We start from the raw sequence: 23,064 nt of genomic DNA, 5'->3' as shown, positions 1-23,064 counted from the left end.
ATGCTTGCATAGAGGAGGTATATAATCTAGTGTAGCTCTGATAAGGATATGGGTATCATATTTCATGATTTCGTTTAGTTTGATATTTTTATCTTTCATTCCGATGAGTTGTGTGGTATGATTGATGTGTTCCATAAGATGCTTTCTAATGAGTTGGTTAGCGCTTTTCATTATAAGTCTTATGGGACTTTTTGTGTACTCAAAAAGCCCTATACTATCCAAAGTGGAGTTACCCACTACAGATAGTATAGAGCCCTAAAAATCACTGCTGGTCGGTGATTTTTTCTTTATCTGCTTATCCATTTTCCCAGACTTGTGATACAATAGAAGCTGAGATTAATTCTAATGGAGAGTGTTTATGAAACGATCGCTTTATGCTGGATTGGTGCGTGCAGAGCATGTTGGTCAGGAATTGACCTTGAAAGGTTGGGTTAGCCGTCGTCGTGATCTTGGGGGCTTGATTTTTATTGATTTACGGGATCGTGAGGGGATCATGCAATTGGTTATCAATCCCGAGGAAGTAGCTGCTGATGTGGTGGCTGTGGCTGAAAATCTGCGGACTGAGTACGTGATCAGTGTAACAGGGACAGTTGCTCTTCGCGAGCAAGCTAATCCTAAGCTGCCGACTGGTGAGGTGGAATTGCAGGTGACTAGCTTAACTGTGCTCAATACTGCTAAGACAACACCGTTTGAGATTAAGGATGGTGTGGAAGTTAGTGATGAGACACGACTGCGCTACCGTTACTTGGATTTGCGTCGTCCTGAGATGCTAGCTAATTTTAAACTACGGGCAGCAGTGACACACAGCATTCGAAACTATTTGGATGCGCATGATTTTATTGATGTGGAGACGCCGATCTTGACCAAGTCAACGCCTGAAGGGGCGCGTGACTACTTGGTACCGAGCCGTGTTAGCCAAGGGCATTTTTACGCCCTTCCACAGAGCCCACAGATTACCAAGCAACTTTTGATGAATGCTGGTTTTGATCGCTACTATCAGATTGTCAAGTGTTTCCGTGATGAAGATTTGCGTGGGGACCGCCAACCAGAGTTTACTCAGGTCGATTTGGAGACATCTTTCCTTGATGAGCAAGAGATTCAGGACTTAGTAGAAGGCATGATTGCTCGTGTCATGAAAGAAACCAAGGGAATCGAAGTGACCTTGCCTTTTCCACGGATGGCCTACAACGATGCTATGAACAACTATGGCTCTGACAAGCCAGATACCCGCTTTGACATGCTTTTACAAGACATCACAGAATTGGCAAAGACTGCTGATTTCAAGGTCTTCTCAGAAGCACCTGTGGTCAAGGCTATCGTTGTTAAAGGTTTGGCAGACAGCTATTCGCGTAAGGACATTGACAAACTGACCGAGTTTGCTAAACAGTTTGGCGCTAAGGGGTTGGCTTGGGTGAAATATGCCGAAGGAGAGTTCGCTGGACCAATCGCTAAGTTCTTAGGCAGTGTGACATCAGGCTTGGTAGAGCGCTTAGAATTGGGTGATAAGGATTTGGTTCTCTTTGTGGCAGACGAGTTAGAGGTTGCTAATAACACCCTTGGTGCGCTTCGCAGCCGTATTGCCAAGGAGCAGGGTTTGATTGAGCAGAACCTCTTCAACTTCCTCTGGGTTGTTGACTGGCCAATGTTTGAATGGTCTGAAGAAGAAGGCCGCTACACCTCTGCTCACCACCCATTCACCTTGCCGACTGAGCAATCCGCTCACCATTTGGAGGGTGACTTGAGTCAGGTTCGTGCTGTTGCCTATGACATTGTGTTAAATGGTTATGAATTGGGCGGTGGGAGCCTTCGTATCAATCAGCGCGAGATGCAGGAGCGCATGTTTAGAGCGCTTGGCTTTTCAGCAGAGGAAGCCAACGAGCAATTTGGCTTCTTGTTAGAGGCCATGGATTATGGCTTCCCACCACACGGAGGGCTGGCTATCGGTCTTGATCGTTTGGTTATGCTCTTAGCTGGTAAGGACAATATCCGTGAAGTTATTGCCTTTCCAAAGAACAATAAGGCGTCTGACCCAATGACCCAGGCTCCGAGTCTGGTCGCAGACAAGCAGTTGGAGGAGTTGAGTCTCCAAGTACAGGAACATGAAAACGAGTAAATATTATCGCTTTTTTCGAAAAAAAATCCTTCGCTTAGCAAGAGAGCATGAAATTCTCAAGGTGCTCATCAGCATTTCAAGAGAAAAGTATGCCGAGCGTCTGACAGGGTCCATCATGTATGGGCTATTATCTGCCATTGCGGTCAACGTTTTTTATGCACCCAGCGGGGTCTACTCTAGTGGTGCGACAGGGTTGGCACAGATTATGTCGAGTTTAGTAGAACGCTTTTGGGGAGTTCATCTTCCGATTGCGGTCGGCTTTTATGTCATCAATGTCCCACTTCTACTGTTAGCTTGGTATAAGATTGGTCAAAAGTTTACCATCTTTACCTTTTTGACGGTGACGATGAGCGCTTTCTTTATCCATTTTGTGCCACAGATTACCCTGACCGATGAGCCTTTGCTCAATGCTATTTTCGGTGCCATCTTTATGGGAGCAGGTGTCGGCTACGCGCTTAAAAACCGTGTCTCTAGTGGCGGGACGGACATTGTCAGTATTTTAGTGCGCAAAAAAACAGGTAAGAATGTCGGTGTCATCTCAACAGTGGTCAATCTCTGTATTGTGACGATGGCAGGCCTTCTTTTTGGCTGGGAAGCAGGTCTTTATTCCATGGTGGCTGTCTTTGTGTCAGGTCGAGTGGTGGATGCGGTCTATGTCAAGCAAAAGAAAATGCAGGCCATGATCATCACTAATAAGCCAGAGCGGGTTATCGCACGGATTCACAAGAAATTGCACCGTGGGGTGACCATTATCAATGAAGCCGAAGGGGCTTATAATCATGAGAAAAAAGCAGTGCTGATCACTATCATCACTCAGGCTGAGTTTAATGACTTTAAATACCATATGCGAAAAGCGGATCCGGCAGCTTTTATTTCAGTCGCTGAAAATATCCAGATTATTGGGCGTTTCGTGGAAGATGAGACTTAGAACCTGTATTCACAAGTAAAATGCCTGGCTGAAAGTGCTGCTTTTGACTAATCAAGAGCGTTTTTGCCGAGCTTACAGGCAAACATTAACAATGAGTAGCCAAACAGGTAGTCTTTAAGGAGCGTGCTTGTGTGATAAATATAGAGCTACATACTTTAGAGAGTAACAAGTAAGGAGAATAGGAACAATTATATGAAGGTCGACTATCGGATCACACCCTTTAATATTTTGATGATTACCCTAGGTACGGCGCTTTATGCCTTTGGGTTTGTCAATTTCAATATGGAAAATCATCTGGCAGAGGGTGGTGTCAGCGGGATTACCCTGATCTTGCACAATCTGTGGGGGCTTAATCCTGCCTATACTTCTTTAATCATCAACATTCCCATTATTTACATGGGAGCTAAATATTTTGGCAAAACGTCTTTGCTATTGACGATTTATGGTACGGTTGCCTTATCTGTCTTTTTTGAAATTTTTCAGCGTTTAGGGCTTCATATCAATGTGGGGCAGGATTTGCTGATTGCAGCTTTACTGGCAGGCGTTTTTGCAGGAACAGGCTTGGGGTTGGTCTTTCGCTACGGTGGAACAACTGGTGGCACAGATGTCATTGCTCGGATTATGGAGCATAAGACTGGTAACCAGGTCGGCCAGAGTTTACTGATCTTGGATATTTTTGTCATGCTGGCATCGCTCAGCTACATTGACCTACGGCATATGATGTATACGGTCATTATGTCTTTTGTCGTCAGCCAGATTATTGACCTAGTGCAAAGTGGTGGTTACGCGGTTCGCGGGATGCTCATTATTACGAAAAAGCCTGAAGAAGTGGTTACGACTATTTTGCATAAAATTGGCCGTGGAGCGACTTATCTTAAGGCTCAAGGCGCCTATTCTCGGGCGGATATGGACGTTCTGTATGTCGTCTTGAACCCTCAGGAAATAAACTATGTCAAGGAGGTACTCAGCCAGATTGATCCTGATGCCTTTATCTCTGTCATCAATGTTCATGAGGTTATTGGCGAAGGCTTTACCTGGGATGTGCAGAAAAAATTACCTTGGAAAAAATAAGAACCTGTATTCACAAAGGAAGATCTCCCAGATTAGCTCTGATTTTAGGGGCAATCAAGGCAGAGTTTTGCAGAAATACTGACGTATTTCAAAAAAATCTAACGACGGGTGGCTCAAAATAAGGGCTGAGATGGGAAATATGCCTGTAAATACAGGTTCTAAGATAATCCACCTATGGTCAAACCAGTTATTTCAAAGAATGATCAATGAGCCGATGAAAACGGTTTGGTCTAAGAGCTTGGAGGTCAAGCTTAGTTAGGAAAGAACATGATAACATTACGATTTGTATACATTAGCTTAAGTGGTAACACAGCCTCCTTCGTCCGTCGAATGAGTCAGTATCTGGAGGAGAGACATGGTGATGCGATTGCGATTGAAACGGTTGACATCAAAGAATTGATCAGAGAAGATCACAGTTTTTATGCGATGCAGGGCGATTTTGTCGCCTTTTTACCAACTTACTTGGAGGGTGGAAACGGGATTGACAATGGCGATCAGGAAATTTTGACCAATCCGCTTGGAGACTTTATCGCTTTTGAAGATAATTTCAAGAACTGCCTTGGTATTGTCGGGTCAGGAAACCGTAATTTCAACAATCAGTACTGCTTAACAGCTAAGCAGTATAGTCAGCGTTTCGGTTTTCCTGTCTTGGATGATTTTGAAATGCGTGGAATGACAGATGATATCAAACGCATTGCAGAAAAAATCGAAAAGCTCTACAAAATTTAGTAAAATTTACTAAAATATGTTATACTAGAGAAAAACAAGGAAAATGGAGTAGCATATGGCGATTTTAATTACAGGTGGTGCAGGTTACATTGGTAGCCATACCGTGGTTGAGCTGATTTCGGCGAGTTATGATGTTGTGATTGTGGATAATTTTTCCAATTCGTCTCCTGAGGTTCTAAACCGTCTCAAGATGATTACAGGAAAAGACATTCCCTTTCACGAAGGCTCTATTCTTGATAAGGCGTTTCTAAGGAAAGTCTTTGCTCAACATACCATTGAGTCGGTTATTCATTTTGCAGCTTTTAAAGCGGTTGGTGAATCAGTGGAAAAACCGCTCATGTACTACCATAATAATATTTCTGGAACCATTGCACTGCTTGAAGTTATGGCAGAAGTTGGTGTTAAAAATATCGTCTTTTCCTCCTCAGCGACTGTGTACGGCATGAACAATCCAGTGCCTTTCCTTGAGGAGATGCCAACTTCGGCAACTAATCCGTACGGTTATACCAAAGTCATGATGGAGCAGATTTTGAACGATGTAGCTCAGTCTGATCCAGAGTGGTCAGTGGTCAATCTTCGTTATTTCAATCCGATTGGTGCACATGAATCGGGTCTGATTGGCGAAGCGCCAAATGGCATTCCTAACAATTTGATGCCCTATATTTCCCAAGTTGCAGTAGGCAAGCGCGAGCAGTTATCGGTTTTTGGGGATGATTATGATACGCCAGATGGTACTGGTGTACGCGATTATATCCATGTGGTTGACTTGGCTAAGGGGCATGTTTTAGCTGTTGCCAAAAATTTAAAAGAATCAGGTGCTAAGGTATATAACCTGGGAACAGGTATCGGCTACAGCGTGTTGGATCTGGTCAAGGCCTTCGAGCAGGAAAATGGCATTTCCATTCCCTACACGATCAGTCCACGGCGTGCTGGAGATATTGCAACATGCTATGCGAATGCTGAAAAAGCCAAGGCAGAGCTTGGCTGGGTAGCTGAGAAAGATCTAGCAGACATGGTACGTGACACCTGGCGCTGGCAAAAAAACAATCCGAATGGTTACGATGCTTAAGTAAGATAACAAAGAAAAGTCCCAATCGTGCGATTGGGACTTTTCTCAGGAGATTATGAAAAATTTTAGGATTGAGTTAAGTGTACATCACTTCGCTTAAGAAAACCTTAATTCTAGCAAGAGATTAATATTTAAAAAAACATCAAAATAAGTGCTAGTTTGGTGATGTTGCCTACTATCTACTCCTTGGTAGGGGGTCAACAAGAAAGTCATACGTTTGGGAAAATAAAAGTGAATAAGCTCTCTTTAGAAGCTATTAAATGAAGGTTCCTAAGATTTCTTTTTCAAGAATAAAATGAGCATCAACTATCATTTTAAAAATACTTGACTTACCGAACAGGTCTAGTATAGAAAATCGCTAATTGTCCTCTTGCAGATTTTCCTGTATCGAAGTAGAATGAATACATTAATCTCAGATTTCAAAGAAATTCTTCTACTTTTTCTTTGCTCTTGCATGATTTTTTGCTATACTATAAGAAACAAACGCAACCGGTTGCGTTGATAAAATATGGCCTCATGCTTGGTAAAATGTATGACTGTTTCAAGTTTAGAAACTTGTTTGCAGTTGAATTCGGACTAAAATGCTAAATGGAGGTTGGTATGGTTAGGGCCGTAGCCGTCTGGCTTTCCTTCGATTTTATCTGTGGAAATCCTAGTCGTCTGGGCCGGGGCGCGTCAACGTCATCGAAGATGACCGACTTACCGCCATTTTCCATCGCATTTTTGAACGCCCTCATATCTTAATTAACTGAATTCGGCCTAAAATCCTCGGTAAAATGCGTGAGTTCCCTTGAGTCTTTGGACTCATCGGTCACTCCCTTATTTTCCAACGCATTTCTACACGCCCTTTGTATCTTGGAATTGAACACGCCCTAAAAAGCTCGATAAAATTCAAAAATTTCCTAGAGTCTACAGACTCATCGTCAATTTTTTCATTTTTCGTCGCTTTTTTTAACGGGCTTTGTACCTTAATCTTAATACAGGAGAAAACGCATGCAAGAAAAATGGTGGCACCGCGCAACAGTTTATCAGGTTTATCCACGGTCTTTTAAGGACAGTAATGGAGATGGGATTGGTGATCTGAAAGGGATTACGGAAAAGCTAGATTACCTTGAAAAACTTGGTATCACAGCCATCTGGTTATCGCCAGTTTATCAGAGTCCTATGGACGACAATGGCTATGACATATCGGATTATGAAGCTATCGCTGAGATATTTGGCAGTATGGCAGATATGGAGGAACTGCTAGATAGCGCTAATCAGAGAGGAATTAAGATTATCATGGATTTGGTGGTCAACCATACCTCTGATGAGCATGCTTGGTTTGTCGAAGCGAGGAAAAATCCCGATAGCCCAGAGCGCGATTTTTACGTCTGGCGTGACCAGCCTAATCATCTCATGTCCACCTTTGGCGGATCTGCTTGGGAGTTGGACGAAGCTTCTGGTCAATATTATCTGCACCTTTTTAGTCGTAAGCAGCCAGATCTTAATTGGGAAAATGCTGCGCTTCGTCAGAAGATTTACGACATGATGAATGTTTGGATTGACAAGGGCATCGGCGGTTTTCGGATGGATGTTATTGACCTGATTGGGAAAATTCCTGATCAAGAAATCACAGGAAATGGCCCAAAACTGCACGATTACCTGAAAGAAATGAGCCTAGCTACTTTTGGCAACAAAGATCTCTTGACTGTCGGGGAGACTTGGGGAGCAACGCCTGAGATTGCTAAGACTTATTCAGGGCCTGATAATCAAGAGCTATCCATGGTTTTTCAGTTTGAACATATCGGTCTGCAACATAAGCCAGACCGCCCGAAGTGGGAGATTGAAAAGGAGCTGGATGTCCCTAAACTCAAAGAAATTTTTGCTAAATGGCAGTTAGAATTAGGTGTAAACGAGGGCTGGAACTCGCTTTTCTGGGACAACCATGATTTGCCACGTGCCCTTTCAATCTGGGGAAGCCCTGAGCATTATCGTGAAAAATCGGCCAAGGCCCTGGCTATCTTGCTCCATCTGATGCGAGGGACGCCTTACATTTATCAGGGTGATGAGATCGGCATGCTTAACTACCCGTTCAAGGATTTGACCGAAATTGCAGATATTGAGTCCATCAACTATGCCAAAGAAGCCTTGGGAGAAGGGCGATCTGAGCAGGATATCATGGCCAGTATCCGTCATATCGGGCGGGACAATGCTCGTATTCCAATGCAATGGAACACTTCTCCTCAGGCAGGTTTTACCACAGGTCAGTCCTGGTTGCCTGTCCATCCTGACTTTCAGGAAATCAATGTGGCATCGGCTCTTGCAGATCCACAGTCGATTTTTTACACTTATCAGCACTTGATTAGTCTGCGCAAGACGGAGGATTGGCTGATTTATGGGGATTTTGAGTTACTGGACACAGAGGATAAGGTTTTTGCTTATACGCGTCAGTATCAAGGAAAAGCCTATCTCATCGCTGTCAACCTGTCTGACGACACACAACCGTTCAGCTTTGCTGGTCAACCAGAAGCAACCGTCATCAGCAACACAGATGTTGCTTCCATTTTCCAAAACCAGATGATGCAGCCATGGGACGCAGTGTGTGTGGCAATCAGGTATTAGAATCGCTATTTACCAGTAAAATGACTTAATTCAGGAAATTATTTGGTGATAATATAACAATCAAAAACATAGAGCTGTAGGTAAATCTGTAACCACAACAGAAGAGCTGACGATGTGTTTTCTAATTTCCAAAGCGTATACAAAAAGAAGCATGGGCTCCAAATAGGGTTCATGCTTTTTCATAATATTTTTGACGGTAATGTTTAGGGCTAAGTCCGTAGAAATTTTTAAAGGAATGACTAAAGGCTAACTGGTCAGAATACCCGACAGAGATGGCGACATCTTGAATAGAAAGAGAGAGGTTTTGCAGGAGCTCATCACTTCGATTCATGCGGACTCGGATGAGGTATTCTTGGATGGACTGTCCTGTATGTGCCTTAAAAATCTGATAAAGGTAACTGCGATTGATATTGAGTTTTTGAGCAATTTCAGAAACCTGTAATTTACGATGGTATTGCCCATGGATCATTTTGACCGTTTGCTCGACGTAGGTCTTTGCTACACTAGCGTCTAAGTGATCTTGCATTTGACTAGGGCATTCTTCAATTAAAAGAGCTAGCAGCTTATAAAGTTCACTCGTCAGTAATAAATCATTTATGGCATCAAGCGGTTGACTACCATAGTTGTTAATCTGAATCATTTGTTGATAAATCTTGGAATCAAGCGTGGAATGCGCTATGTACTGTCCTTGGAGAGAGGTTTTTTGAAAAAGGTGTCCCGCTTGCGCGCCAGAAAATCCGACCCAAGAATATGTCCATGGATCTTCTTCATCTGCTTGATAAAAAGTCACCTTGTCAGGAGGAAGAATAAACAGGTCTCCAGCACGAAGATGATGCATTTGCTGATCGATGTAAAATTTTCCTGAGCCCTTGGAGATGAAATGAAGGACGTAGTTGTCTCGGACACTAGGACCAAAGCTGTAGTTAGATTGACAGGCCTCAGTGCCATAGTGGTCAACATTAAGCTCAAAATGGCTATTCTTAAATTCGTTATATGATTTTAAAATGTTCATGACAAATTCCTTTTCACTAACATTATAACATATAATGCAAACACCAGACTATTTTTGTAAGCGATTGCTTTTGGTAAACTAATTAGCAAGCGAGGAGAAAACGAATGATTTTATATGACGCTCAACGGCATATTTTTCACTTACAAACAGAAGAATTCTCATATGTCATGCAGATTTTAGAAGATGGCCAATTGATTCATCGGTATTTTGGTCAAAGGGTAAACTACTTTGGGGATCACCCCTTGGTTTTGCTCAATCGGTCTTTTTCACCAAATCCGACAGCGTCAGACCGCACCTATTCGCTAGATACACAACTTTTAGAGTATTCGACGAATGGTTTAGGGGATTTTCGGGAATCTGCTATTGCTGTCTCCTATGAAGATGGTTCTAGCTTGGACTTGAGGTATAGACAACATAGGATTTATAAGGGGAAAAAAGCACTAGCAGGCTTACCAAGTTCTTATGGGGATGATGATCAGGTAGAGAGTCTTGAAATCGATCTGTATGATGATTATCTGGATCTGACTGTCACGTTATTTTACAGCCTCTTTCCTGAGACAAATATGCTTGCCAAATCAGTGAAAGTAAGGGCAGGCCAAAGAGCTGTCTGTTTAGAAAAAGTACTATCGTTAAGTCTCGATCTGCCAGATTCAGCTTATCAAGTTCATACTTTAAATGGTCGCTATGCTCAGGAAAAGTTATGGACAATATCAGAATTACGTCAAGGTAAATTTAGTATTGAAAGTCGGCGTGGTGCTTCTGGTCACGCACAAACACCTTTCATCGCTTTAGCAGATGAGCAAGTGACAGAAGACAGTGGACAAGTCTACAGTGCGCACTTGATTTACAGTGGTAATTTTGTAGCCTTTGCTGAAGTCAATCAGTTAGAAATGACGCGTTTAGGTATAGGAATTAACGATTATCATTTTAGATGGCGACTTGAAGCTGGTGAGGAATTTCAAACTCCAGAAGCCCTGCTGAGTTATACGAATCGTGGTTTTTCTGGAATGACTCAGACGAGCCATCACTTTATTCGCAAGCATATCTTATCCGGAAAATATAAAGAAAAGACAAGGCCAATCCTTGTCAATAATTGGGAAGCCACTTATTTTCAATTTACGGAGCAGAAGATTTTAGAGCTTGCCGAGGTTGCTAGTCAAGCAGGCATTGAAATGCTAGTGCTTGACGATGGCTGGTTTGGGCACAGGGATGACGATAATAGTTCTTTAGGAGATTGGTTTTTATACCAAGCAAAATTACCAAACGGTTTGGCTCATTTGGTACAAAAAGTTAATGAAAAAGGGCTTGATTTTGGCTTATGGTTTGAGCCAGAAATGATTTCTGAAGACAGCAACCTTTATCGTCAGCATCCAGATTGGGCTATCCAAATGGCTGGTAGAAGTCATCGGTTTGGTAGAGAGCAACTTGTTTTAGATTTGACAAAACCAGAGGTCTGCGACTACATTGTCAAATCTGTCACGGCGGTTCTTGAGAGCGCCAATATTTCCTATGTCAAATGGGATATGAACCGAAACATTACCAATCCGTCAGATGATTTAGCCAATGATGTCAAGCAAGAATTCTATCATCGATATATGTTAGGCTTATACGATATTCTTGAGCGCTTGACAAAAGCTTTTCCAGAAGTTTTATTTGAATCCTGTTCAGGAGGTGGCGGACGGTACGATTTGGGAATGCTCTGCTACATGCCTCAGACTTGGACTAGCGACAATACCGATGCGATCAGTAGACTTAGCATTCAAGAAGGAACTTCGCTGATTTACCCAACGTTGACCATGGGAGCCCATGTTTCTGCGGTGCCCAATCACCAAGTTGGACGGCTTACCCCGCTTGAAACGAGAGGGCATGTTGCCATGATGGGAAATCTAGGATTTGAGCTTGATCTGACGAAGCTATCAACTCAGGACTTAAGCGGTATCAAGGAACAAGTCAAAACGTATAAAGCAATCCGAGATACGATTCAGCTAGGAGATTTTTACCGGCTTTCGACTAAGTCAGAAAATGAAAAAGCTTACTGCCAAGTCAGTTCTAATCGAGATCAAGCGGTTCTCACCTATGTCAAAATTTTGGCGCAACCAGAATCTCCCATCTCGCGGATCAAGCTGAAAGGATTGGACCCAGACGCTTGTTATGACTGTGACTTGTTAGGACGATCGTATTACGGTGATGAGCTTATGCGTATCGGTCTTGATATGCCGCTTATCCAACAGGATTACCAAAGTGTTCAATATTTATTTAATAAAAAACGAGGAGAAAACTTATGAAACTCAAAAAGATTATAGCAACAGTAACTCTAGCCTCAGCAGCGCTTCTGCTAGTAGCTTGTGGAAATGGCGGATCATCCTCAGATAGTGATGTCGTTGCCTTGGAATTTTTCTCTCAAAAGCCTGAAATGCAGGCAACTTTACAGGAAATTGTTGATGATTATAATGAATCTCAAGACAAGGTAGAAGTCACTTTGACAAATGTCCCTGATGCAGGGACTGTCTTAAAGACACGTATGGCTAATAAAGAAGCACCAGATATTATCAACATTTACCCTCAAAATGCCGATTTCAAAGAATACGCGGCAGATGGTCGTTTTGTCGAATTGACTGATGATGCAGGAATAGGCAATCTGAAAGAAGGAGCTGCTGAGGCTTACGCTGTTAATGATAAGGTTTACTCATTGCCGTTAAATGCCAACGCCTATGGCATTTATTACAATAAAGATAAATTTGAGGAGCTTGGCCTTGAAGTGCCAAAAACTTATGCTGACTTTAAAGATTTAGTCGCTACAGTCAAGGCAGACGGTTCAATCGCACCCTTTGCCCTGTCATTAAACGATGCTTGGTCACTTAATGGTTATCACCAATTGTCTTGGATTACGGTCGCTGGCGGCTTTGATGGTGCAGAAGACTTGCTAATCCGCAGCGCTAAAGGGGCTATTGATAGCAATGCACAAACGACTAAAGATGTTCTGGAGCGCTTGAAACTATTGACTGACAATGGTCAAAAGGGATTTAAAGGTGCGAAGTATGCTGATGCTGTCGCTGCGTTTGCAGCTGGCGAGGCACTTATGATGCCACAAGGCACATGGGCAGCAGCCGTTATCAATCAACAAGAGCCAGATTTTGATTATGGAATGTTTGCCTTTCCGACAGAAGATGGAAATAGCTACACAGTAGGTGCAGCCGATATGGCTTTGTCTATCAGTGCTGAATCCAAACATCCAAAGGAAGCTGCTGATTTCTTATCTTATCTCTCAAGTCCAGAAGTCTTCCAAAAGTATTATGACCAAGACGGCTCCCCAACTGCTGTCAATGGAGTAGATACAGCAGGCAAATTCCAAGAGACTGAGGGTGTTACGAAACTTGCCTTTACAGAGTTCCACCCTGTTTGGCTTCAAAGCGAATGGGAATCCGAAGATGGCTTTTGGAATGTTACTGTTGAGACGGTGAAAAAACCAGATGCAACCAAGCTAGCAAAAGACTTAAATGCCTTCTTTGACCCGATGAAGAAATAAAAATTTGATCTAGCAATTAACCTTGTGGAAAGGATTTGAACTAAAAATGAATGGCTAACTGGTGGAGATAAGCATTTGGCTTGAGAAGTCAAGGGTAGAAATCTTGTTTGATGAGTAGGTTCATCACGACAAGCATTTTACCCTGACTTTTCCAACCACGCCGTTGCACCTCTGATATTTTCAACGTTCTAGGTACCTTAATATGACAAAAAATAAAGACTTTGTGGCCACTTATTGGCCCTATCTATTTGTAGCGATTCCAGTTTTATTACAACTCATTTTCTTCTTTTACCCTCTCTTTAATGGCATTTTCTATAGTTTGACAGACTGGAATGGCCTATCTAGTTCATACGAGGTCATAGGGCTGCAAAATTATATCGATGTTCTCAAAGATGGGGATTTCTACACGAGTATTGCCTTTACCTTTATCTTTACCGTTGGTCTCATTGTAGGTGAAATTGTGATTGGTATCCTTATGGCGTCCCTTCTCAATCGTAAGATTAAAGCGCTTGGTTTTTTTAGGACATGGTACTTCTTCCCAGCAGTTCTATCTACGGTAACACTTGGTTTGATTTTTAGTCAACTTTTCAATTTTGGTATTCCTCAGATTGGTGAATTTCTAGGGATTGAGTGGCTATCTGAAAACTTATTGGTACAAGAAAACACCGTTATTCCATCTGTTATCTTTGTGGCTTTGTGGCAAGGGTTGGCTATGCCGATTATCATTTTCTTAGCCGGTCTACAGAGCATTCCTTCAGAAATCATCGAAGCAGCAGATATTGATGGTGCTAATCGTTCGCAAAAATTTTTCAAAATTGAATTGCCGTTTTTGTTGCCATCAATTAGTATGGTCTTTATCTTGGCCTTAAAGTCTGGTTTGACAGCTTTTGACCTCATTTTTTCATTGACGAGCGGAGGACCAAATGGGAAAACAGAGTCTCTAGGCCTGTTGGTGTATAATTACGCTTTTGTAGATAATAAATTCTCTTACGCGAATGCACTTGCCGTCATTCTTTTCGTGATCATTGGGGTCATTTCAATCGTCCAAATTTCATTTTCTAGAAAATTTGAGGTGTGAGGTTAGTTTTATGGCAACTAAAAAACAAAAAAATTGGTGGGTTTATCTGATTCTTTTTGCAGGAATCTTACTGATGCTTATTCCGCTCCTTGTCACGATTATCAGTTCTTTTAAAACAACACGCGAGATCACAGGAAATTTCTTTGGGCTTCCAGAAGAATGGACTTTAGCCAACTACCTGCGTTTGTTTGAGGATGGTGTGATTCAATACTTTGGAAATTCTGCCTTAATTACCATTTTAGCAGTCGGTCTAATCATTGCTATTATACCGATGGCTGCCTTTGCAATTGCTCGTCATATGGACCGAAAGAAGAGCTTTGCTATTATGTACATGTTGCTCATTATCGGTATTTTCGTTCCTTTCCAAGTGATCATGATTCCGATGACAAAGTTGATGTCACAGCTCGGTTTAAGCAATATAACTGGTCTGGTTCTCTTATATCTGGCTTACGCTGTTCCTCAAACCCTCTTTCTCTATGTCGGTTATATCAAAACGATTGTTCCTAAAGACATGGACGAAGCAGCCGCGATAGATGGTTGTGGGAAATTTACAATGTATTGGAGAATTATTTTCCCACTGATGAAGCCGATGCATGCAACTGTCCTCATTATCAATGCCCTCTGGGTGTGGAATGATTTCCTCTTGCCATTATTGGTTCTTAATAAGGATCAAAAGATGTGGACAATGCCTCTTTTCCAATATAATTACCAAGGGATGTACTTCAGTGATTATGGGCCATCTTTTGCATCCTATGTCGTTGGGATTATTCCGATTTTGATAGTATACCTTATTTTCCAGAAGAATATTATTTCTGGAATGACCAGCGGTGCAGTTAAATAACGAGGAGAATTGTATGAAAATCAAAAATCAAGCCATGTTAATCACCTATGCCGATAGTCTCGGTCACGATCTAAAAGATTTGAAACGCGTCCTAGATGGGCCATTAAAGGATGTTGTGGGAGGAGTTCATATCTTACCTTTCTTTCCATCATCAGGAGACAGAGGCTTTGCACCGATGGATTACACTAAGGTAGAACCCTCTTTCGGAGACTGGGAAGATATTGAGACTTTAAGTCAGGACTTTTATCTGATGTTTGATTTTATGATCAATCACATTTCAGCTCAGTCACCTTATTTTAAAGACTTTTTAGCCAAAAAAGACGATTCTGCCTATGCCGATCTTTTCTTGCGCTATAAAAATTTTTGGCCAAATGGCGAGCCGACTCAAGCAGACATAGATTTGATCTACAAGCGTAAGCCAAGAGCGCCCTATCGGATTGCAACCTTTGCAGATGGTAGCACAGAAAAGGTTTGGTGTACTTTTGATGAAGAGCAGATTGATTTAGATGTCACAACAGCAACAACACGCCAGTTTATCAAGGATAACCTGATTCATTTAGCCCAAAAGGGTGCCTCTATTATTCGTTTGGACGCCTTTGCCTATGCCAATAAGAAAATCGGAACAAACTGTTTCTTCGTGGAGCCAGATATTTGGGAAATGCTAGAGTATCCGAAGGAACTTTTGGATCCTTATGGTGTTGAGATCTTGCCAGAAATCCACGAACACTATACGATTCAGCAAAAAATTGCGGATCAGGACTATTATGTTTATGATTTTGCTTTGCCTATGCTGGTGCTTCATGCCCTCTATAGTGGTCACGCTAATCGTCTGGTTCATTGGATGGAAATCTGTCCGCGAAAGCAGTTTACGACCCTTGATACGCATGATGGTATTGGTGTAGTGGATGTTAAGGATCTTCTGACAGATGAAGAGACCGAGATGACTCGGGAAGCTCTGTATAGTCAAGGGGCTAATGTGAAAAAGATTTACAGCACAGAAGCCTATAACAATTTGGACATCTACCAAATCAACTGCACCTATTATTCAGCCTTGGGCAATGATGATCAGGCCTATCTTTTGGCACGTGTTCTTCAGTGTTTTGCACCAGGAATCCCTCAGATTTACTATGTTGGTTTGCTTGCAGGTGAAAACGATATTGCCTTGCTTGAACGTACAAAAGAAGGGCGAAATATCAATCGCCACTACTATGACTTGGATGAGATTAGCTGTGAAGTAGAACGCCCTGTGGTTAAGGCCTTGTTCAATCTCCTCAAATTCCGTAATACAAGTTCTGCATTTGATGGCGAGTTTGCTGTTAGGGCCATTGATGACAATCAGTTGGAAATCCTATGGTCTAATAAGGATACTGAAACAGAGGCCCGCTTGCAAGTTGATCTAAAAGCGAAGGCATTTACGGTGACTGAGACAGTTAAAGGAGCGACGCAGACCATCAACTTTTAAACAGCTCATCCATAAGACCTGTTCAGAAATCTCATTAGAAAGTTATTCTCCTGCAATAAATGCCCGTTCTAAGTTTTTAAACGGCTGTTACAATTCACCCTCCTAGACTATGTTGAAACATTTTTGGTTTCCGAACAAGTTTATAGTACATGTTCAACCATATTATATTGCAAAACAGTTGGTGTACTAGAAGCAAATGAAGTTACTCTATCTTTTAGTTTTAGCCTGATACTCTTTAAAAATCAAGTTCAAACTTCGTCAGCATCGTCTTGCCATACGCTATTACAGCCTTCGGCTAGCTTCTTAGTTTGCTTGAGTATAAAAAGAAAAATCACAGCAGGTCTGCGACTCGCTGTGATTTTTGGCATTCTCCATCAGACAAAGGAGAGGATAGATTGTTTTAGAATAATTACATCTCATTTGGGGCACTAACACCTAAGAGGCGAAGGCTCTCTTTGAGGACGAGGCCTGTCGCGTAGGCAAGAGCTAAGCGACTGTCGCGTTCTGGGCTGTCGTCCAAGATACGGGTGTGAGCGTAGAATTTATTGAAGGCTTGAGCGAGATTGACCGCGTATTTAGCGACAATTGAAGGCTCGAACTTGTCAGCGGCACGCTCTACCGTTGCTCCAAATGATTGAAGAAGGGTGAGAATATCCCAGCTTTCAGGGTCATTTAGGCTATAGGTTTGATTCGCATCAGGTGTGAAATCTGCCTTTCTCAGGATAGACTGAATACGGGCATGGGCATACTGAACGTAAGGACCAGTCTCACCTTCAAAGGAAACCATGGCTTCTAGGTCAAAGTCATAACCGTTGTTACGATCGGTCTTGAGGTCGTAGAACTTGATAGCACCGACACCGACAGCGTGAGCGACAGCTTCTTTGTCAGCTAAATTAGGATTTTTAGCTTCGATCTGTGCTTGGGCGCGGCTGATAGCTTCTTCAAGTGTTGGTTCAAGCAGGATGACGTTTCCTTTGCGGGTCGAGAGTTTTTCACCACCTTTAGTGACAAGTCCCATAGACACATGAGTCATGTCATCGCTCCAGTCGTAGCCCATTTCTTTGAGGACGGCCTTGAGTTGCTTGAAGTGAGCAGACTGTTCTTGGCCAACAACGTAGATTGATTTAGCAAAGTCATAGTTGCGCTTGCGGTAGAGAGCGGCAGCCAAGTCACGGGTAATGTAAAGGGTTGCCCCGTCTGATTTTTTGATAAGAGCAGGGTGCTCAATACCATATTTTTCAAGGTTGACAACCTGAGCTCCTTTAGACTCTGTCAGGAGATTTTTCTCAGCTAAGAGGTCAAGGATTTCATCCATCTTGTCATTGTAGAAGGCCTCACCGTTTAAGCTGTCAAAAGTAACTTGGAGTTTATCGTAAATGCGGTTGAACTCTACCAAACTTTCATCACGGAACCATTGCCACAATTCTTGGGCTTCTGGATCACCATTTTCGAGTTTACGGAACCAAGCGCGCGCATCATCATCGTACTCAGGATGGTCTTTTACCTCATCGTTAATGCGAACATAGAGCTTCAATAGCTCACTGATTGGATTCGCCTCGACAGCAGCTTTGTCCCCCCAGAGTTTGTAGGCAACGATGAGAAGGCCAAACTGCTTGCCCCAGTCTCCTAGGTGATTAACCTTGACCGTCTTATAACCTAATTTTTGGAAAATATTGGACAGAGAATCTCCGATAACGGTCGAGCGTAAGTGACCGACAGAAAACGGCTTGGCAATGTTTGGTGAAGAAAGGTCGATAACAACATTTTTCCCTTTACCGAGGTCAGTTTGTCCATAGTCAGATCCCGCTTCAATCACATCGTGTAGAATCTGGCTAGAAACCTGTGCTTTGTCTAAGAAAAAGTTGACGTAAGGACCAGTTGCGACAACCTTGTCAAAGCCTGCTGTGTCAATTTTTTCAGCGAGTTCTGCTGCGATGGCTTGAGGAGCTTTGCGCTCAACCTTAGCCAAGGAAAAAGCTGGGAAAGCAATGTCTCCGAGGTCAGCGGATTTTGGCTTCTCAAGTAGATTGAGAAGCGTCTCTTCATCCAAGCTAGGGATGATATGAGCTAGATTTTTAGCGGCTTGTAATTTATAATCCATGAAGCATCTCCTTTGAATAAGATACAAGGGCTCTTGCAAAAGCAACTGTAAAATAGAGAATCTGACGCAGAATAGACGCGTTAGGAAGACTTACTATTTTTTCAAACTTTTAGCCCAAGTTTAATTAATGTCTATGCTTCTATTCTAACACAAAAAACGGTAAAATCCGCTTGTAATGATGAAAAATAAGGCTTTTTTTGGTATAATTTCTCATGAAGAAAACAAAAACGGAGTAAATAATGAAAAAAAGAGATCGCCATGAACTGATTAAAGAGATTGTGCGTGCGACTCGCTTATCAACTCAGAGAGAGATTCAAGTTGGTTTAGAAGCTAGAGGCATTGAAGTCACTCAGACGACACTGTCTCGTGATTTAAGGGAGCTTGGGCTCATTAAGGCGCGTGATAAGGCAGAGTCCTTTTATATTTTACCAGAAAGTCAGGAAACAGAAGCCTTTATCCAGATGCTTGCTAGCTATGTTCAAAAGGTTGAGCGGAGCAGTTTTATGCTGGTTATGCATACGCAGCTGGGTGAAGCAGGGGTAACTTCAAATATTATTGATGCTGCTAAACCCCATGCCATTTTAGGGACGGTGGCCGGTGCAGATACGGTCATTGCTATTTGTCGAGATGAAGCATCAGCGATTTGGGTGCAAAAACAGCTTATCTTAAATGATGTTTTGTCGGACTTGGACGACTTAGAAATTGAGGAACAAGCTCATGACAACTGAGAAACTTTCCCCAGGCATGCAGCAGTATCTGGAAATCAAGGCAGATTATCCAGATGCTTTTTTGCTTTTTCGCATGGGTGATTTTTATGAACTTTTCTATGACGATGCGGTGGAGGCGGCTCAAATTTTGGAGCTGACCCTAACCAGTCGAAATCGAAATGCAACCAATCCTATTCCTATGGCAGGGGTTCCTTACCATTCAGCCCAAGCTTACATTGATACTTTGGTTGATTTGGGACACAAAGTGGCCATTGCTGAGCAGATGGAGGATCCAAAGACTGCTGTTGGTGTGGTTAAGCGGGCGGTTGTCCAAGTCGTCACCCCAGGGACAGTGGCAGAGTCTAGCAAATTAGACGGTGGCAATAATTTCTTGATTGCACTGGACAAGTGGGGTGCAAGCTACGGACTAGCTTATATGGATGTGGTTACGGGTGATTTTTACGTGACTGAGATGGCTGACTTGGCTGGCGCGACAGGAGAAATTCGCAATCTGCGTGCCCGCGAGGTGGTTGTTGGCTGGACGCTAGAAGAGGGAGATTCAGCTCATCAGGTGCTGTCTGGACAGATGAACCTTGTCCTGTCTACCCAGCTTGAGGCCGACTTAGAAAGTCCTTTGTTAGACCAGCGCCTCAGCGATTTGGAAAAGCAGACGGCAGGGAAGCTTCTGGCCTATGTTGCTAGAACCCAGCTGAGAGAGCTCAATCATCTCAAGCCGGTGCGGCCTTATCAGGTTCGCGATGTTCTTCAGATGGATTATGCAACCAAGGCTAGTCTGGATTTGCTGGAAAACGCCCGTACTGGCAAAAAACACGGTAGCCTTTTCTGGCTTTTAGATCAGACCAAGACAGCCATGGGCATGCGACTTCTGCGGGCTTGGCTGGATCGTCCCTTGATTGAACGCAGTCAGATTGAAGAGCGGCAGCAGGTCGTTCAGGTCCTCATGGATGCCTTTATCGAACGGGCCGATTTGGTCGAATCCCTCAAGGGTGTCTATGACATCGAGCGGTTGGCCAGCCGAGTTTCCTTTGGCAAATCAACGCCTAAGGATCTGCTCCAATTGGGGCAGACATTAGGCAATATTCCTCAGATTAAGGCTATTTTGTCAGGTTTAGAGCAGCCGGTTCTAGGCAGCTTGATTGAAGGGCTTGATCCCTTGCCTGAACTGTACAGTTTGATTACGGCAGCCATTGATCCAGATGCTCCGACAGTTATCACTGAAGGAGGAATTATTAAAACTGGTTTTGATGAAACCTTGGACAAATACCGAGTTGTTATGCGTGACGGGGCAGTCTGGATTGCTGAGTTAGAAGCCAAGGAACGTGAGGCTTCTGGCATTAGCAATCTCAAGATTGACTACAACCGCAAGGACGGGTATTACTTCCATGTGACCAATTCGCAATTGGGCCATGTGCCTGATCATTTCTTCCGCAAAGCTACTTTGAAAAATTCGGAACGTTATGGGACGGAGGAATTGACCCTACTAGAGCGAGATATTATGGAAGCGCGTGAGCAGTCAGCCAGTCTTGAGTATGAGATCTTCATGCGCCTGCGAACTGAGGTCAGCAAATATATCCAGCGTCTGCAGAGTCTAGCTCAGACCATTGCAACTGTTGATGTGTTGCAATCCTTGGCAGAAGTAGCGGAGACTCAGCATCTGGTCTGCCCAACCTTTACCGAGGAGCGGGTGCTGGACATTGTCAATGGTCGCCATGCCGTGGTCGAGAAGGTCATGGGTGCTCAGCGCTATGTACCTAATCATATCCAGATGGATCAAAACACCGCCATTCAGCTGATTACAGGGCCTAATATGAGTGGGAAGTCAACCTACATGCGCCAATTGGCAATCATTGTCATTCTAGCTCAGATTGGTTCTTACGTGCCAGCTGATGTAGCGACCCTACCGTTATTTGATGCCATTTTCACCCGTATCGGAGCGGCAGATGATTTGGTTGGCGGCCAATCTACCTTTATGGTTGAGATGATGGAAGCCAACAAGGCCATTCGTTTAGCGACGGAAAAGTCGCTGATACTCTTTGATGAGTTGGGGCGCGGAACTGCCACTTATGACGGTATGGCTCTGGCTCAAGCTATCATCGAGCACATTCATAACCATGTAGGTGCCAAGACCCTCTTTGCAACCCACTACCATGAATTAACCAGTCTTAGTGATCAACTGAAACATCTGGTCAATGTCCATGTGGCAACCTTAGAGCAAAATGAACAAGTGACCTTCTTGCATAAGATTGCTCAGGGGCCTGCGGACAAGTCCTACGGAATTCATGTGGCTAAGATTGCTGGCCTACCAGAGGGATTGCTGAAGCGGGCGGATCATATCTTGGGACAATTAGAGGCTCATTCAGCCCAATTAGCAGCAGACCAGTCGAGATCATCAGAGCCAGTGCAAGCTAATCAAGCAGCGCAGCTAGACCTCTTTGCAGAGCCGACTTCTCATCCGATTCTTGAGCAGTTGCGCCAACTTAATCTCAATACCATGACACCCATGGAAGCCATGCTGGCCTTAGCAGACTTGCAACAGAGTCTGAAGTAGATGAGTTAGAAAGGCAACGATTAGGCTGAACTCAATGATTTTTTAACAAACAAACGAGACTGAGACAAGTGAACTCAGTCTCGTTTCTTTTATAGATAGACCAGTTTGACGCAGTAGCTGTCTGGTCTGTATAGTCGATTTCAATGAAGTCATGGCTGCTTATACGTCATCTTTAAAAGGTGCATGTTTGTATGTGTGCAACCAAAGTCATCATGCCGTTTGTCTCACTCCCTTTTGCCACTTAGTCTGACTTTTCAACCACATGGTCAAAAACTATTGAAGTGGGCGTTCAAACATGGTTTAATAAACTTAGGAAAGCTAGCTATTCTATTTATCAAAGAGGAGGAAAATCATTGAAAGTTCAATTAACTATTGCAGACCATATCTTAGAAGACTTGGTCACTATTGAAGTTAAGACGTACACATCAAGAATTAGTCAATTAGTAGCTTACATCCAGAATTTAGACCAGCAGATTGATCGCTTGACTGGTAAAAAAGGTGATGAAGTTCATTTGTTGGACTTGGCAGACATCTATCGCTTGGTTGTTGATGAGAAGGTCGTTCACATCAAGACGGAAAAAGAAGATTTCACGACGAATTACCGACTTTATCAGGTCAAAGATCTGCTGTCATCGGATTTTTTACAGATTTCGCAATCCGAAATCATCAATATCAAACAGTTAGACCATCTCCAAATCACGCCTAATGGCTTGGTCAAGCTCAGCTTAAAAAATGGGGATTTCACCTATTCCTCGCGGCGTTATTTAAAACTAATTAAGGAGGCTTTAGGGCTATGAAAAAATATATCTTATCAGGCGCACTTGGCGTCACTATCGGAACAACAATCTCGCTGTTGATGTCAGCTATCTTTGGAAAAGGAGTTTACTTGCCTGTCAATCCCTTGTCAACCATGGGGAGCTACTATCACGCTCATTTTACCCCAGTCGCTGTTATGGCAATTGCAGTTGTCATCTGGTTTGCGATTGGCTTGCTTTTTGAAGTTGCAGATCTCTGCTTTAAGCAAAATTGGAGTCTCTTGCAGATGAGTGTGACCCATTTTATTCTGACCAGTATAGGGTTTACTGGCTTAGGGATTTTGGCTGGCTGGTTTCCGCTAGACCTTGCACACTTGCTTTTCTTCTGGGCCATCTACCTTGCCCTTTATGGCTTGCTATACTGGATTAACTACGAGAAGATGAAGCGGGAAGCCTTGGAAATCAACAAATCTCTGCATTAGGGCAATTTCAATCCACG

General features: G+C 43.1%; 17 protein-coding genes and 1 pseudogene. 15 read left to right on the top strand and 3 right to left on the bottom strand.

The window, feature by feature from the left end:
- Positions 1 to 135, bottom strand: a pseudogene (locus A3I5_RS12815) (ISL3 family transposase); the annotation flags it as partial.
- A 223-nt stretch (positions 136 to 358) separates the two neighbouring features.
- Between A3I5_RS12815 and aspS the strand changes: the two are divergent.
- The 6 genes from aspS (at position 359) to A3I5_RS0110425 (ending at position 8,514) form a co-directional block, all read left to right on the top strand.
- Positions 359 to 2,113 (top strand): aspartate--tRNA ligase, encoded by a 1,755-nt coding sequence (gene aspS, locus A3I5_RS0110450; RefSeq protein ID WP_018374557.1) that lies wholly within the window; start codon positions 359 to 361, stop codon positions 2,111 to 2,113.
- The gene (locus tag A3I5_RS0110445) at positions 2,100 to 3,041 is read left to right on the top strand and encodes a YitT family protein (protein WP_018374556.1); all 942 of its coding nucleotides are present in this window, start codon (positions 2,100 to 2,102) and stop codon (positions 3,039 to 3,041) included. The genes aspS and A3I5_RS0110445 overlap by 14 nt, the downstream gene beginning before the upstream one ends.
- A 192-nt stretch (positions 3,042 to 3,233) precedes the next feature.
- The gene (locus tag A3I5_RS0110440; RefSeq protein ID WP_018374555.1) at positions 3,234 to 4,112 is read left to right on the top strand and encodes a YitT family protein; all 879 of its coding nucleotides are present in this window, start codon (positions 3,234 to 3,236) and stop codon (positions 4,110 to 4,112) included.
- A 267-nt stretch (positions 4,113 to 4,379) separates the two neighbouring features.
- A complete protein-coding gene (gene nrdI, locus A3I5_RS0110435) occupies positions 4,380 to 4,841 on the top strand; it encodes a class Ib ribonucleoside-diphosphate reductase assembly flavoprotein NrdI (RefSeq protein WP_018374554.1) in 462 nt (153 codons plus the stop codon).
- Positions 4,842 to 4,896: 55 nt separating this feature from the next.
- Positions 4,897 to 5,910 carry a UDP-glucose 4-epimerase GalE gene (gene galE / locus A3I5_RS0110430; protein ID WP_018374553.1) on the top strand — a complete coding sequence of 338 codons (1,014 nt, stop codon included), beginning with the start codon at positions 4,897 to 4,899 and terminating at the stop codon, positions 5,908 to 5,910.
- A 993-nt stretch (positions 5,911 to 6,903) separates the two neighbouring features.
- Positions 6,904 to 8,514: a glycoside hydrolase family 13 protein gene (locus A3I5_RS0110425; RefSeq protein WP_018374552.1), complete on the top strand. Its 1,611-nt coding sequence runs from the start codon at positions 6,904 to 6,906 to the stop codon at positions 8,512 to 8,514.
- Between the two features lie 169 nt (positions 8,515 to 8,683).
- Here A3I5_RS0110425 and A3I5_RS0110420 read toward each other — a convergent pair whose 3' ends face one another.
- Entirely contained in the window at positions 8,684 to 9,526 is an 843-nt protein-coding gene (locus A3I5_RS0110420; protein WP_018374551.1) for an AraC family transcriptional regulator, read from the bottom strand.
- A gap of 104 nt (positions 9,527 to 9,630) precedes the next feature.
- Here A3I5_RS0110420 and A3I5_RS0110415 point away from each other — a divergent pair, with 104 nt between their 5' ends.
- The 5 genes from A3I5_RS0110415 (at position 9,631) to gtfA (ending at position 16,433) form a co-directional block, all read left to right on the top strand.
- On the top strand, positions 9,631 to 11,811 hold the full coding sequence (locus A3I5_RS0110415) for an alpha-galactosidase (RefSeq protein ID WP_018374550.1): 2,181 nt from the start codon (positions 9,631 to 9,633) through the stop codon (positions 11,809 to 11,811).
- Positions 11,808 to 13,052, top strand: coding sequence for an ABC transporter substrate-binding protein (locus A3I5_RS0110410; protein ID WP_018374549.1), 1,245 nt, complete (start codon positions 11,808 to 11,810; stop codon positions 13,050 to 13,052). The genes A3I5_RS0110415 and A3I5_RS0110410 overlap by 4 nt, the downstream gene beginning before the upstream one ends.
- Positions 13,053 to 13,254: 202 nt before the next feature.
- A complete protein-coding gene (locus A3I5_RS0110405; protein WP_018374548.1) occupies positions 13,255 to 14,130 on the top strand; it encodes a carbohydrate ABC transporter permease in 876 nt (291 codons plus the stop codon).
- A 10-nt stretch (positions 14,131 to 14,140) separates the two neighbouring features.
- Complete coding sequence (locus tag A3I5_RS0110400; RefSeq protein WP_018374547.1) at positions 14,141 to 14,971, top strand: carbohydrate ABC transporter permease; 831 nt, start codon at positions 14,141 to 14,143, stop codon at positions 14,969 to 14,971.
- 13 nt (positions 14,972 to 14,984) lie between these two features.
- Positions 14,985 to 16,433 carry a sucrose phosphorylase gene (gtfA, locus tag A3I5_RS0110395; protein ID WP_018374546.1) on the top strand — a complete coding sequence of 483 codons (1,449 nt, stop codon included), beginning with the start codon at positions 14,985 to 14,987 and terminating at the stop codon, positions 16,431 to 16,433.
- Positions 16,434 to 16,842: 409 nt separating this feature from the next.
- Here the strand turns inward: gtfA and argS are convergent, their stop codons facing one another.
- Complete coding sequence (gene argS / locus A3I5_RS0110385; RefSeq protein ID WP_018374544.1) at positions 16,843 to 18,534, bottom strand: arginine--tRNA ligase; 1,692 nt, start codon at positions 18,532 to 18,534, stop codon at positions 16,843 to 16,845.
- 239 nt (positions 18,535 to 18,773) lie between these two features.
- Here argS and argR point away from each other — a divergent pair, with 239 nt between their 5' ends.
- The 4 genes from argR to A3I5_RS0110365 all read left to right on the top strand — a co-directional run bounded on the left by argR (position 18,774) and on the right by A3I5_RS0110365 (position 23,047).
- Entirely contained in the window at positions 18,774 to 19,262 is a 489-nt protein-coding gene (gene argR / locus A3I5_RS0110380; RefSeq protein ID WP_018374543.1) for an arginine repressor, read from the top strand.
- Entirely contained in the window at positions 19,252 to 21,810 is a 2,559-nt protein-coding gene (gene mutS, locus A3I5_RS0110375) for a DNA mismatch repair protein MutS (protein WP_018374542.1), read from the top strand. Before argR ends, mutS begins: the two co-directional genes overlap by 11 nt.
- A gap of 353 nt (positions 21,811 to 22,163) precedes the next feature.
- Entirely contained in the window at positions 22,164 to 22,607 is a 444-nt protein-coding gene (locus tag A3I5_RS0110370) for a LytTR family DNA-binding domain-containing protein (protein WP_018374541.1), read from the top strand.
- Positions 22,604 to 23,047, top strand: a complete 444-nt coding sequence (locus tag A3I5_RS0110365) for a DUF3021 domain-containing protein (RefSeq protein WP_018374540.1) — start codon at positions 22,604 to 22,606, stop codon at positions 23,045 to 23,047. Before A3I5_RS0110370 ends, A3I5_RS0110365 begins: the two co-directional genes overlap by 4 nt.
- The last annotated feature ends 17 nt before the right edge of the window (positions 23,048 to 23,064 follow it).

Source organism: Streptococcus merionis DSM 19192 (genome assembly GCF_000380085.1).
Lineage (GTDB): Bacteria > Bacillota > Bacilli > Lactobacillales > Streptococcaceae > Streptococcus > Streptococcus merionis.
Note: the sequence above shows the minus strand (reverse complement) of the source record. Positions and strands in the feature narration are given on the sequence as shown.